The 11,910-nt window shown below is 67.2% G+C and carries 9 protein-coding genes and 2 pseudogenes; 7 read left to right on the top strand and 4 right to left on the bottom strand.

The annotated features are described in order from the left end of the window. Positions 1 to 160: 160 nt before the first annotated feature. The 3 genes from NFU81_RS07340 to NFU81_RS07330 all read right to left on the bottom strand — a co-directional run bounded on the left by NFU81_RS07340 (position 161) and on the right by NFU81_RS07330 (position 4,056). A complete protein-coding gene (locus tag NFU81_RS07340) occupies positions 161 to 442 on the bottom strand; it encodes a hypothetical protein (protein WP_251486252.1) in 282 nt (93 codons plus the stop codon). Positions 443 to 925: 483 nt separating this feature from the next. Further along, positions 926 to 2,296 carry a ricin-type beta-trefoil lectin domain protein gene (locus NFU81_RS07335; RefSeq protein ID WP_251486251.1) on the bottom strand — a complete coding sequence of 457 codons (1,371 nt, stop codon included), beginning with the start codon at positions 2,294 to 2,296 and terminating at the stop codon, positions 926 to 928. Between the two features lie 296 nt (positions 2,297 to 2,592). Beyond that, entirely contained in the window at positions 2,593 to 4,056 is a 1,464-nt protein-coding gene (locus tag NFU81_RS07330) for a ricin-type beta-trefoil lectin domain protein (protein ID WP_251486248.1), read from the bottom strand. 595 nt (positions 4,057 to 4,651) lie between these two features. Between NFU81_RS07330 and NFU81_RS07325 the strand changes: the two are divergent. Together NFU81_RS07325 and NFU81_RS07320 are read left to right on the top strand one after the other, a co-directional pair. Then, a pseudogene (locus tag NFU81_RS07325) lies at positions 4,652 to 4,825 on the top strand (IS5/IS1182 family transposase); the annotation flags it as partial. Next, a complete protein-coding gene (locus NFU81_RS07320) occupies positions 4,822 to 5,220 on the top strand; it encodes a hypothetical protein (RefSeq protein WP_251486245.1) in 399 nt (132 codons plus the stop codon). The pseudogene NFU81_RS07325 and the gene NFU81_RS07320, both read left to right, overlap by 4 nt. 212 nt (positions 5,221 to 5,432) lie before the next feature. Here NFU81_RS07320 and NFU81_RS07315 read toward each other — a convergent pair whose 3' ends face one another. After that, positions 5,433 to 6,125: a DUF6882 domain-containing protein gene (locus tag NFU81_RS07315; RefSeq protein WP_251486242.1), complete on the bottom strand. Its 693-nt coding sequence runs from the start codon at positions 6,123 to 6,125 to the stop codon at positions 5,433 to 5,435. Positions 6,126 to 6,500: 375 nt separating this feature from the next. On the opposite strand from NFU81_RS07315, the gene NFU81_RS07310 reads away from it, so the two are divergent. From NFU81_RS07310 to NFU81_RS07290, 5 genes and pseudogenes are all read left to right on the top strand, one after another. After that, positions 6,501 to 8,567, top strand: coding sequence for a glycosyl hydrolase family 8 (locus NFU81_RS07310; protein ID WP_251486239.1), 2,067 nt, complete (start codon positions 6,501 to 6,503; stop codon positions 8,565 to 8,567). Positions 8,568 to 8,856: 289 nt separating this feature from the next. Then, positions 8,857 to 9,165, top strand: a complete 309-nt coding sequence (locus tag NFU81_RS07305) for a hypothetical protein (RefSeq protein WP_251486236.1) — start codon at positions 8,857 to 8,859, stop codon at positions 9,163 to 9,165. 287 nt (positions 9,166 to 9,452) lie between these two features. After that, positions 9,453 to 10,652, top strand: coding sequence for a glycoside hydrolase family 88/105 protein (locus tag NFU81_RS07300; protein WP_251486233.1), 1,200 nt, complete (start codon positions 9,453 to 9,455; stop codon positions 10,650 to 10,652). Next, positions 10,649 to 11,515, top strand: a pseudogene (locus tag NFU81_RS07295) (polysaccharide lyase family protein); the annotation flags it as partial. The gene NFU81_RS07300 and the pseudogene NFU81_RS07295, both read left to right, overlap by 4 nt. Then, positions 11,495 to 11,905, top strand: a complete 411-nt coding sequence (locus tag NFU81_RS07290; protein WP_251486401.1) for a carbohydrate-binding protein — start codon at positions 11,495 to 11,497, stop codon at positions 11,903 to 11,905. The pseudogene NFU81_RS07295 and the gene NFU81_RS07290, both read left to right, overlap by 21 nt. Positions 11,906 to 11,910: the final 5 nt, after the last annotated feature.

The raw sequence follows: 11,910 nt of genomic DNA, 5'->3' as shown, positions 1-11,910 counted from the left end.
AACACGATTCTGGGCGTGACCTGCAAGCTCTTCCTCCCGGGCAGAGTCCGAAGAGCATCTGGGACGCTGCCTTGATGGTGCTGCGCTCTCGCGATCGGTCCCTCGCGGGGGAGGACGCCTGGCACTTCGCCTGCGACCTGACCATCCGGGCGGTCTGTGATCAGGACCTCTTGCGCGGCGGGTCTGCGGGGCCGGTGATCCACACCACGACGCGGTTGTCGTGCTCACGGATCGCGGCGCTCAGGGCGGCGGCACCGTCGACACCCTTCTCCGCCAGGTCCTCGAGGTAGGGGATGTCCTCTTCGGTGAGAGGACACTGATCACCGTCCCGTGCGCCGCCGTCATGGCCCCAGTAGCGGTGGGCGATTGCGCGTTTGAGGTCGCCCGACAACTCGTACTGTGGCTGGACGGCCCCTGGGCGCCAGTACAATGTGCGGTTCATACCAGCCTTTCCCGGTTCGCAGGGTGTCTGTCACGCCGTCCGCCGGTGACTTGCGTGCGGCCGACGTACCTTCGATCCTGGTCGTACCCGACATGGTCCCAGCCGGAGCGGCGGACGTCAGCGAGGAATCGCGCCGTACCTGCGGGTCACGTCCGCTGGAGTGGTGTATCGACGGCCACTCGGTGATCTTGTCTTCGACGTCGGTGCGGCGGCCAGGGCGTCCAGGACGTGGCGCATCTGGGCGTTGACCGCGTCGGCGTCGGGCTGCTCGAAGACCGTCCGCAGCAGGGTCGCAATAAACGGCGGATCTGTTGATCACGGAGACGCCAAGCGAGTGGGATGACGTTCGAGCGGGTGGGGACAGCTGGAGCTGTCCCCACCCGCCACCTTCACCGGCTGTTGTGTGGGGGCGTGAAGGTGGTTCTCAGCGGTGAACGTGTCGGTGCCGGACCGCTGGAGCTACTCAGTTCGCTGCCGGCTCGGTCACTGCCGCGTCCACTGCTGGTTGCTGCCACCATTGCAGTTCCAGAGGTCGACCAGCGCGCCGTTGGCGGTGGAGGCACCTGCGACATCCAGGCAGAGGCCGGACGCGACGTTGGTGACGGTGCCATTGCTGTTGATGTTCCACTGCTGGTTGGTCGCGCCGTGGCAGTCGTAGATGATGACCGCGGTGCCGGGACTGGTGCCGGCACCCGATGCGTCGAGGCACTTGTTGCCGTATACGACGAGTTCTTTCGACGAGTTGAGGGTCCAGAGCTGGTTGGCGCCGGCGTTGCAGTCCCAGATCTCGGTCTGGGTGTCGTTGGCCGTGGTCCCGTTCGGCACGTCCAGGCATCGGCCGGAGGCTGTCCCGCGCAGTTCGGTGGTGCCGCTCCCGCCGGCACTGCTGGTAGTGCCGGTCTGCGCGTCGATGGTCCATGAGCCCAGGCAGGTGATGGACGCGGTGGAGCCGCTGACGGTGAGGGGCTCCCAGATGTAACGCGAGTCGCTGAGGTTGCCGGAGTTCCACCGGTCGCCCATGAAGACGTAGCTGGTCGTGCTGGATCCGGCGACCGGCTGGATGGACGTGGTCTGCGAGTTGCACGTACTGGTGCCGGACGGGGCGAAGCTGCGCCATGACGACCAGGTGCCTGTGATCGAGGTCGCCGTCGCGTACTGGTTGTCGTTGGTCGACCAACCCGTCAGGTGCGAGCCGAAGACGTAGTAGGTGCCGCCGATTTTGGCCATGGCCGGCGCCTCGTACTGCGGCAAGGTCTTGACCAGGGACGACACGCTGAGGAAGTCTGAGGAGAGCCGGTAGATCTGCAGCTGGGTGTTGCTGCGGTCCTCGCTCATGAAGTAGGCGGTGGTGCCGTCGAGGAAGAGGTTGTCGTCCAGGCTGTCGTGGCCGAGCGGTTTGAAGCTGCCCCGGTAGCTGTAGGCGCCGCACACGCTGCTGCTGGTGGCGACTCCGGCTTTGCGTTCGGAGTAGTTGCTGTCGTCGATGTGCATGTACATCACGTACTGCTTGGTCGAGCTGTTGTAGATGACGTGGGGCCGCTCGACGACACGATTGGGTCCGAGGTCACCGCTGGATTGCCGCGTCAAGACGTTGCCGACGAATGTCCAGTTCTTGAGGTCAGTTGAGGAGTAGCACTTGACGTTCTGGAAGGGCGACCCGTCGGTCTTGTCCTCACCGAGCCAGTAGTAGGTGCTGCCGTCCTTGATGAGGCCTCCGCCGTGGGCCTGGATGATGTTCCCGGCGGTGTCAGACCAGACGGTGCCGGGATTTTGGGTTACGGCTGCGGCCTGGGCCGGCTGGGCCGCTGCGAGGAAGCCGAGAAGCACCATGAGAATGGCACATGCCCGCTTCATGCCTGCTCTCCTCTTCGTTCCTATCGCCGTGCCGGCGGTTTCGGCTCGGGTCCAAGGCGGTCGTTTCATGTCTGCGTTCCTTTCTCTCGGGCTGAGGCTGGGCATGAGGCTCTGGCGCTCCTGCGGGAAAGGGCCGGCCCGCGCGGAGTCTTCGCCAGTCGCCATCCATGCCAGTCAGGGCTGTGACGCTGCGCCCGGGGGGCTTGTGCGCCGGCTCCACGATGTGCTGCGTGCGAGGTACAGGCCGTTGACGCGGTAGGGGGCCGGGTAACCTCCCTGGCGCCCCGGGCCTGCGTCTACCCGGTGAGTGCCCAGCGCTGATTGGAGCCGCCGTTGCACGCCCAGAGCTCAACCGGGGTGCCGTTGGCGGTAGAGGCTCCGGAGACCTCCAGACACAGGCCGGACTGGACGCCGGTGATGGTGCCATCGGAGTTGAGGTTCCACTGCTGGTTGGCGCCGCCGTTGCAGGTGTAGATGTCTGCCACCGTGCCGTTGGTGCGGCCTTGGCCGTATGCGTCGAGACACTTGTTGCCGTACACCTGAAGCTCCTTGCCGGAGGCGTAGGCCCACTGCTGGTTGGCGCCGCTGTTGCAGTCCCAGATGTCGAGCTGCGTGCCGTCGTTCTGGGACTGGCCGGGCACGTCGAGGCAACGACCGGAGGAGGCCGAACGCACGAGGGCGGCGCCGCCCGCGGGACCACTGCCACCGCTCAAGCCCCAGCCGTAGCGCAGACGGTCGGCCCCGGTGGCGTTGTTCGTGGCCAGCGACAGGTTTGTACCTGCACCGTGCAGGGTCTCCATGCTGTAGGTGTCGCCGTTGCGCAGGCCGGGCCAGTAGACCGAGCCCATCGACAGGGAGCGTGTGGTCTCGGTGGCGGCACGGATGAAGGCGACGAAGTTGTCGGTGCTCAAGGCATCGCCGTAGTCCAGGCCGGTGGTCATCGGCGCGCCGAACTCGTCCAGAACTGTTCGCGAAGCGCAGCTGCCGATCCGGTTGCGTAAGTCGGTGATCCAGTCGGTGTAGCTGTGAGAGGCCCAGAAGGCGTAGTCGTGCAGGGACAGATACGTCCCGGTCAGCCGAGAGTCGGCGCAAACGCTGGTGACGTTGTCGTTGTAACCGGTGCCGCTGATGAACACGCGGCTGCGGGGGATGCCGGAGTGGGCGTCGAGCCAGCCGGCGGCGGTGTCCGCCCAGGCGGAGGCGCTGTAGCCGAAGGGCTCGTTCATCGGCTCGAAGTACACCGAGGAGTTGCCGCCGTACTTGGCCGTGACGGTGTTCCACATCGTGCTCCATGCGGCGGTGTCGTCGACCTTGCCGTCCTTGTGGGACGGCCCTTCCCAGTAGCCGATGATCACTTTGAAGCCCATGACGGTAGCGGCGTCGATGGCACCGGTGTAGGAGTTCCACCAGTTGGTTCCCACCGAGTACGGGTTGACGGGCAGGCGGACGGTATTGGCGCCGAGGTTGTTCTGGAACCCGGCGAGGATCGCCATGGCCTTCGCCTTGACTGTGGCGTAACTGTCGGATGTGCTCAGCCCGGAGGGGACGACGGGGTCATCGGCGTAGTTGTCGCGCGCGTCGGCCCAGTTGACGCCGCGGAAATCAGAGGTTCCCGCTGCTGTGGATGCGGCGGCCGACGCGGCAGCAGGCGTTGAGACCGCAGCGGCTGCTGTACCGGCGATAGCCAGGGTCAGCGCGCCCAGTATCGCCCGGAGACGGCCGGGGCGCTGGTGGCGCGGGAAGACAGTGGATCTTTTCATGAACGCTCCCGTGGGGGTGGCTCGCTGTCCTGACGAGGCGTCGGGGCGAGCGAGCGGAACGGAGCAAAGCAGCTGAGAGGGGGTGGGCACGAGGCTCCGGATCGCAGGTGAGGGGCCGCGCCGCCATGCCCTGGACGCCGCTTACCGGCGGCGTCCGCCGTGCACTTGTCGCTTCGGATCGGAGGTGCCCGGGCGCATCGGGTGCCCTTGTAGGACAGATGGCCTGGGAGGTGCGGGGCGCCAGGGCGGTTGCCCGGCTCCCGACGGACGCAGAGCTGATGTTTACGTTGCCATTGGGTCGACCGATGAGGAGTCTGGAGGGGGTGTTCACGGGCGTCAAGAGGCTGCGCGAAAGTTTTTGTTTGAACCTGTTGAGAGTCGTAGAGAACATTCAGGGCGTTAGACCCGCAAACAGCCGCCTGATCGTTGAGAACTGATCGGTCCATGCGACTGTGCGAGGGGTGGGCGGCAGAAGCGACGATTGGCGTAAGTGGGCGGTTCGTGAGTCTTTGTATTGATCTGCTGTCACCTGATGCTGTGACAGCGGGCGGAATCTGCCCGTCTGCGGTTGTTGATCTGGTGATGTGCTGTGGAGGTCGAGCAGACCTACGGGATCCTGATACTGCACCGCCGCCTGGTCCGTGACTACGAGCACCGGCCCTCCTCTTCCGCCTCCCGCGTCTACTGGGCGATGACCCACGTCAAGACCCGCCGCCTCACCGGCGCGGACGCCCCCACCTGGCGCACGGTGCAGGAGGCGGCAGCGTGAACATCCAGCCCCTGCTCGAAGCCCTGGACCTCCAGGAAGACGCCGCCCGCGCCCTGGCCGACGACCTCCGCGCACAGACCGAAGACCTGCAGGCCCGACTGCGGGAGGCCGAGATGCACCTGGAGCACTTCACGATCACCCGCAAGACCGTCACCGGCCTCGCCGACCGGCTCCCGGCCGTCGCCCCGGACCTGCCCGACCACCCGGACTACCCCCGCATCCTCGCCGCCCTCAACCACACGACCGAGCCACTACGAGCCAAGGACCTCTGCGAAGTCCTCGGCCACGAACAGCTGCCGAAGAACGTCAAAGGCAACCGCGCCAAGCTGAAGCGCCTGGTCAAACTCGGGATCCTCACCGAGGCCGACATCGGCAACTTCGCCAGGAAGCAGTAGCCGGCACAACCTCCACCAGCGTTGTTGCTCCCACCCCAGCCAGAAACGGACATCGCCTTACGAACCGCCCACTGATAAGCCCAATCCCACGACCTCGTACACTGCCTGCGCTGGTCACACTGGCGACGCCAGCATCAAGCCCGCGCACGCCAGTGTCATTACCGCAGGCAAGTCGCCGCCCAGCCATGAAGTTCAAGATCTACGGTGGAGTACTAGGCAGAAACCGGTCCGGCGTTGATGCCCGAGATGCGGCCGACGGAGTCGAAGGAGACCACCGCCGCACCCCCGCTGGGCAAAGGCGCGGTGATCTGGTCGGCGGCCTCCTGCACCGAGACGCCGTGCAGGGCGAACCAGCCGTTGACCACCAGTCGCGGCGAGCGTGCGAAAAGCTGTGCGCCAGTGAGCAGATGGCGCGGCATCGGGACCGGGTCCAGCCGCGCGGGCTGGAGTTGCGGATCTTGCGGCACGAAGTAGACCCGGGTCTCCGGACCGGCCTCCTGGCCGATGTAGCCGGGCGCGCCGAGCACTGCCATGCCGAGGAAGGCCAGCGCCTCAGCGGCGCGGCGCGGATCGTCGAAACGGGCTAGCGCCACGTCCTCCTGCTGCAGCTCCACGATGCCGTGACGACGGCCGAACTCGGGGATTCGCGCGCTGGCGGCGGCCACTTCACTGCCGCGCAGCCCCGGGTTGGCCCAGCCCCACAACCAGGTCTGCTCGGCCAGGTCGTAGCTGCCCAGCAGTCCCACCCGGAGGCTTCGGCCGCCGGACTCGTAGCGGCACTGTTCCAGATCTGCCGTCCACGGCCCAGCCGGGAAGGCCTGGTCGATCATTTCCAGCTGCTGTACGCCCCAGGCCGCGTGGTATTCGGCGGCGTGCAGGAAGGCGTCGGAGAAGGCCACGGTCATCGGGGCAGCTTAGCCCCTGCCAGGCCGGCGGCCCTCGGAGGCCTCAGCCCCGGGTCGGCAGGGCGAGGCACTCACGAAGATCACGATGTACGGCTGGAGTACTGGTACTCCAGTTGCACTTCTCCAGCGGCGTCGGCCAAGTCGTTCGCTGGAGTCGATGCCCTTGCGGGCGATGCGGACGCCGATCGTCCTTCCCCCGTAGTCATTTCCGCACGAGCCGAGCCGCTGGTCACGCTGGTGTGCCGCGAACACCAAGATCCCCACGGAATCAAGCCAGTGCTCAAGGGATTGACACGATCCCAAGTGGTTAGGAAACTTTCCTAACGAAATCCCCACCCTCGCCCACGCCCCCCCCTCGCCCCCTTGGGAGCATTGATGGCGCACTTTCTGAGAAAGCTGGTGGCGGCCACGGCCTCGGCCGGTTGCCTCGCCCTGGGCACGGTTGTAGCGGGCGGCGGCCCCGCCGTCGCTGCGACCACCCCCGCCAACCCCTTCCCGACCCACGTGACCTACCGGACCGGCGTCATGCCGTCGGCGTCCGCGGCCACCCGCGACGCCGCCGTCAAGAAGCAGTACGACGCCTGGAAGAGTGCCTACCTCGTCCACGGCTGTGCCTCCAACGAGTACTACGTATCCACCAAGGGCGACGGCGACGCCCCCAACAACGGCCCGGTCTCGGAGGGCCAGGGCTACGGCATGAACATCGTCCCCCTCATGGCCGGTTACGACGCGAACGCCAAGGCCGAGTTCGACGGCATGTGGCAGTTGGTCAAGGACCACGAGGACCAGTACGGCCTGATGCAGTGGCAGCTGGACGGCAGCACCTGCAAATACGCCGACAGCGGTACCCCGGACTCCGCCACCGACGGCGATCTGGACATCGGCTACGGCCTGGTCCTCGCCGACAAGCAGTGGGGAGGCTACACCAGCGACGCCAAGGCCTGGCTCGGCCGGATCTACGCTCACGACGTGGCCGCCGACGGCCACCTCAAGTGCGAGGACGACGGTCCGTCCACCGACACCCGGCCGTCGGACATGATGCTCGATCACCTGCGGGCATTCGCCGCGTACGACACCGCACACGACTGGAACAAGGTCGTCACCCGCACCGAGGCGATCGTCAACGAGTTCACCGGCACGTACTCCGCCACCAAGGGACTGCTCTCGGACTTCGTGGTGAACGCGGACACCACCAGCCCCAAGCCGGCCCCTGCGAACTACCAGGAGAGTCAGCCGGACAACATCGTCGGGTACAACTCCATCCGCGTGCCCTGGCACATGGGGACCGACGCCCTCCTCAACGGCACCACCACGGCCGCCACGGCCTACAGCGACGCCAAGAAGTGGTCGGCCTGCGCCAAGTCCGTCTCCGGGAGCGACCCGAAGAAGGTCTACCCGCACCTGAACCTGAACTGCACCGTCTACTCCACCTCCGACCAGGCCGAAGAGGCCGGCGACTCGGTGGGCCCGGCCGCCATGGCCGCCGGAGACCAGGCGTGGACCGACACGATCTGGAACCAGCTCGCCACCAACCCCTTCGGCGACGGTTACTTCGGCGAGACCATCAAGACCCTCGTCTACATCGTCATGGCCGGCGACTACTGGAACCCCGCGACGACCACCGCCCCGGCGAACGACTTCTCCGTCGCCGTCAGCCCCGCCTCAGGAACCGCCGCCCCTGGCGGCTCGGCAACCGCCACCGTCAACACGGCAGTCACCTCCGGCTCCGCGCAGACGGTCACGCTCAGCGCCACCGGTGCACCCACCGGCGTCACGATCTCCTTCAACCCGGCCTCGGTGACCGCCGGCGGCAGCACGACGATGACGGCCACCGTCGCCACCGGAACCGCCGCGGGCACGTATCCGCTCTCCGTGCTGGGAACAGCCGCGTCCGGCAGCCACACCGTGGCTTACACCCTGACCGTCACCTCTACCAGCGGTGGCTGCACGGCCGCGCAACTGCTGGGCAACGCCGGCTTCGAGAACGGCGCCACAATCGCGCCGTGGACCCAGAGCTCGACGCTGGGCTTCGCGCCGATCAACAACGACACCGCTGACGAGCCCGCCCACTCCGGCAGCTGGGACGCCTGGACGAACGGCGACGGCAAGGCCGACACCGACACCGTCGCGCAGACGGTGACCATCCCGGCTGCCTGCACCGCCACCCTCTCGTACTGGCTGCACGTCGACACCACGGAGAACACCACGACAGCCACCCCCGACACCTTCAAGGTGCAGCTGCTCGACCAGGCCGGCACCGTCCTGACGACGCTGGCGACGTACTCCAACCTCAGTCACAACACCGGCTACACGCAGCACTCCCACGACGTGACGGCGTACGCGGGGCAGACTCTCACCGTGCGGTTCACCGGCACCGAGACCGACGCCAACGGCGGTACGACGTCCTTCGTCCTGGACGACACCGCGCTCCAGACCCGCTGAACACAGCCTGAGACAGACGGATTTGATGCCCGGTTCCAGCCTCGGCCCTTCCCCCGCCGACCCGACTGGAACCGGGCGTCGCCACAGGCCTCTCGTGTCCCCGGAGGCCGTGTGGCGCACCACGACCACGGCCATCCAGCAGTGCAGGCTTTCGGCGCGCAGTCTCGTATCCCACGCCGCCGACGGACTCCCGGAATTCGAACATCGGGACATCCCCGGCGACGGCGAGGAACGCTGACGAGCTCGTGCGCGGTTACCCGTGGCACTGCGGCTTCGGACTCTGGCCGACGTGATCGCCCACCTCGGCGCCACCGCTCAGACCGCGATCACCGACTCCACCGAGATCCGGGTTCGACGCCCCGCCGCACGACATCCCGGACAGACCAGGTCCATCTCCGGCAGAAGCCGGATGAACGCGATGAAGGCTCTCGTCGTCACCGTGCAGGCGATCGCTGGCCTCCTGTCCGATCAACAAGCACCCGGCCACGCCGGCGACCGGCGGATGCGACACCAGTGCGAACAGGTGCGCAGTGGTGCGCACGGTGCGCAGGAGTGCCCAAGAGTCATGCGTCAGAAGTCTGGCCGGACCCTTCCGTGAGCGCTACCGTGAGCGCTCACGGAAGCTCGTCCGAGTGGCGGACGCTTCCCGGCGCCTCCCCAACACCTCCGATGTATGCCCGATCCTGCTTTGGCGTCGCACCGTGAACTTCTTTACCTCCTGGCAGGCAAACCCGCACCCGGCCCATTGACAGTTAGGAAACTTTCATTACAGTCCTCCGACAGATCCAATGTTTCTCGCACCTCCAGCAACACTGACCCCACATCAGACGAGGAGGAAATATGATCCACGTCCGCCCCTTAAGGGGCCATCGAACGAGAGCGCACATGATGCGGCGCGCGGTCGTCGGGCTGCTGGCGGCGGCCCTGTCCTGCCTGGCCCTCGCCGCGCCGAGTCGGGCGACCGCCACCGCCACCGCCCCGGGACGCGACGCCCGCCCCGCAGCCGCCGGCACCACCGACTGGTCGGCGGCAATGGTCAACTCCACGATGGCCCGCTACAGCCCCAGCGCCATTGGCGGCTGGTCCTACCCGGTGGGCCTCTACCTCTTCGGCCAATACCAGGTCTACCTGCGCACCCACAACAGCAAGTACCTGACGTACATCAAGAGTTACGTCGACCGGTTCGTCAGCAGCGACGGTTCCATCAACCAGAGCTTCAACAGCCTCGACAGCATGCAGGCCGGGCGGCTGCTGGTGATCCTGCACCACGAGACCGGGCAGGAGAAGTACGCCGTCGCGGCCCGGAAGATCCGCACCCGGCTCGACACCTACCCCCGCACGACCGACGGCGGCTTCTGGCACGCCGACACGAGCAGCCGCGCCCACCAGCTGTGGGCCGACGGCACGTACATGGTGAATCCCTTCCTGATCGAGTACGGCCAGGAGTTCGGCGACGAGACCTACACACGGGCTGAGGCGGTCAAGCAACTCGACGTCTACGGCAGCCACCTGCAGCAGCCGAACGGCATCCTCAAGCACGCCTACGACGAGTCGAAGACGGCGACCTGGTCGGATCCTGCCACCGGCCTGTCGCCCGAGTACTGGTGCCGTGCCGTCGGTTGGTACTCGATGGCGGCGGTCAACGTCCTGGACGGGACGCCGGCGACGCAGCCCGGCCGTGCCCAGCTGCTGACGATCTTCCAGAACCTCGCGGCCGGCCTGGAGCAGTACCAGGACCCGGCGACGGGGCGCTGGTTCCAGGTGATCGACAAGGGCTCGCGGTCCGACGACTGGACCGAGACCTCCTGCTCCAGCATGTTCACCTACGCCCTCTCGCGCGGTGCCCAGCAGGGCTACCTCGACTCGCACTACGCGGCCGTCGCGGCCAAGGGCTACCAGGGTGTGCTGGCCCGGCTGTCGCTGGGCAGCGACGGCCGGACCAACCTGACGACGATCTCGGTCGGCACCAACGTCGGCGACTACGCGTACTACGTCGCCCGTACGAAGGCCACCAACGACTTCCACGGCCTGGGCGCCTTCCTGATCATGAACGAGCAGCTCCGGGGGACGGTGACCACGCCGTGACCGACACCTCTGGCCGCCCGTCCCGGCGCGGCGTACTCGGCGCGAGCCTCGGCGGGGTCCTGGCGGCAACCCTGCCCGGCGCCGCGGCAGGCGACCGGGCCGCCGCATCGCCGCCCCCGAGCACGGCCATCGCCGGCCCGCCGGCCACCGCCGCACTGTCCCTGTCCACCTGGCAGCAACGCTGGTCGCCATCGGCGAGCACCGACGGCCTCGCCGCCTTCGAGACGGTCGAGGACGACCGGGCCGACTCCCACCCGGCCGGACAGCCCCACATCTACCCCGAGGGGGACAACTACCGCTGGAACATGCACATGGTCGACCGGGACACCATGACCGACCGGCAGCGCCAGGAGGTCACCGGGATGCGCAGCCCGGCCGGCGGCGACTATCTGCAGTGGCTGCCGGGCCAGACCTGGCGGGTCACGTACTTGCTCTACATCCCCAGCTCGCTGAAGGCGACCTCCACCTTCACGCACATCATGCAGATGAAGGAGCCGGGTGCCGGCACCTCGCCGATCGTCGTCCAGTCGCTGCGGCGGGTGAACGGCGCGCAGACGATCGAGCTGCAACTGGCCACCTCCGGCCTGCTCATCGGTCGCACCAGCCTGGACCCGCTGCACGACGACTGGACCCACGTCGACTTCCAGATCAAGGTCGGGGACGGCACCAGCGGCTCGCTGCGGTGGATCCTGCGGGGCAGTGACGGCAGGCAGCTGATCGACGTGTCCAAATCCGGCATCGACACCTACCTCGCCGACCGGGTGCGCCCGAAGTACGGGATCTACCGCTCGCTCGGCGACACCTCCGGGTCGCTGGAGGACTGCTACCTGCTGATCACCGACATGCGCGGCTACCAACTGGTGAGCGCCGCCTCGGCCGACCACCAGGCTGAGGACGCCCGGGTTTCGCAGGGCGTGTTCGCCTCGGACCACACCGGTTACTCCGGCTCCGGGTTCGTCAACTACGACAACGTCACGGGCGGTTACGTGGAGTGGACGTTCAACTCGAACGCCGCGGCCACTGCCACGCTCGACCTTCGCTACGCCAACGGCACCGCGGCCAACCGTCCGATGGACATCGCCGTCAACGGAACGGTCGTCTCCGCCGGTCGGGCGTTCGACCCCACCGGCTCCTGGGACACCTGGGCGACCAGCTCGCTGTCCGTCCCGCTCAAGTCCGGCACGAACACCGTCCGGGCCACCGCGACCACTTCGTCCGGAGGCCCCAACGTCGACAAGATCACGGTGAGGTGAGGGGC

The organism is Actinacidiphila cocklensis, from assembly GCF_907177275.1.
Classification (GTDB): Bacteria; Actinomycetota; Actinomycetes; order Streptomycetales; family Streptomycetaceae; genus Actinacidiphila; species Actinacidiphila cocklensis.
The sequence above is the reverse complement of the archived record's forward strand: the minus strand, read 5'-3'. Positions and strand labels throughout refer to the sequence as shown.

What these genes read in the sequence shown, in the direction of transcription:
- NFU81_RS07340 (WP_251486252.1), bottom strand. Translation starts at nt 442, where the DNA reads ATGAACCGCACATTGTACTGGCGCCCAGGGGCCGTCCAGCCACAGTAC.
- NFU81_RS07335 (WP_251486251.1), bottom strand. Translation starts at nt 2,296, where the DNA reads ATGAAGCGGGCATGTGCCATTCTCATGGTGCTTCTCGGCTTCCTCGCA.
- NFU81_RS07330 (WP_251486248.1), bottom strand. Translation starts at nt 4,056, where the DNA reads ATGAAAAGATCCACTGTCTTCCCGCGCCACCAGCGCCCCGGCCGTCTC.
- NFU81_RS07315 (WP_251486242.1), bottom strand. Translation starts at nt 6,125, where the DNA reads ATGACCGTGGCCTTCTCCGACGCCTTCCTGCACGCCGCCGAATACCAC.
- NFU81_RS07310 (WP_251486239.1), top strand. Translation starts at nt 6,501, where the DNA reads ATGGCGCACTTTCTGAGAAAGCTGGTGGCGGCCACGGCCTCGGCCGGT.
- NFU81_RS07300 (WP_251486233.1), top strand. Translation starts at nt 9,453, where the DNA reads ATGATGCGGCGCGCGGTCGTCGGGCTGCTGGCGGCGGCCCTGTCCTGC.
- NFU81_RS07290 (WP_251486401.1), top strand. Translation starts at nt 11,495, where the DNA reads ATGCGCGGCTACCAACTGGTGAGCGCCGCCTCGGCCGACCACCAGGCT.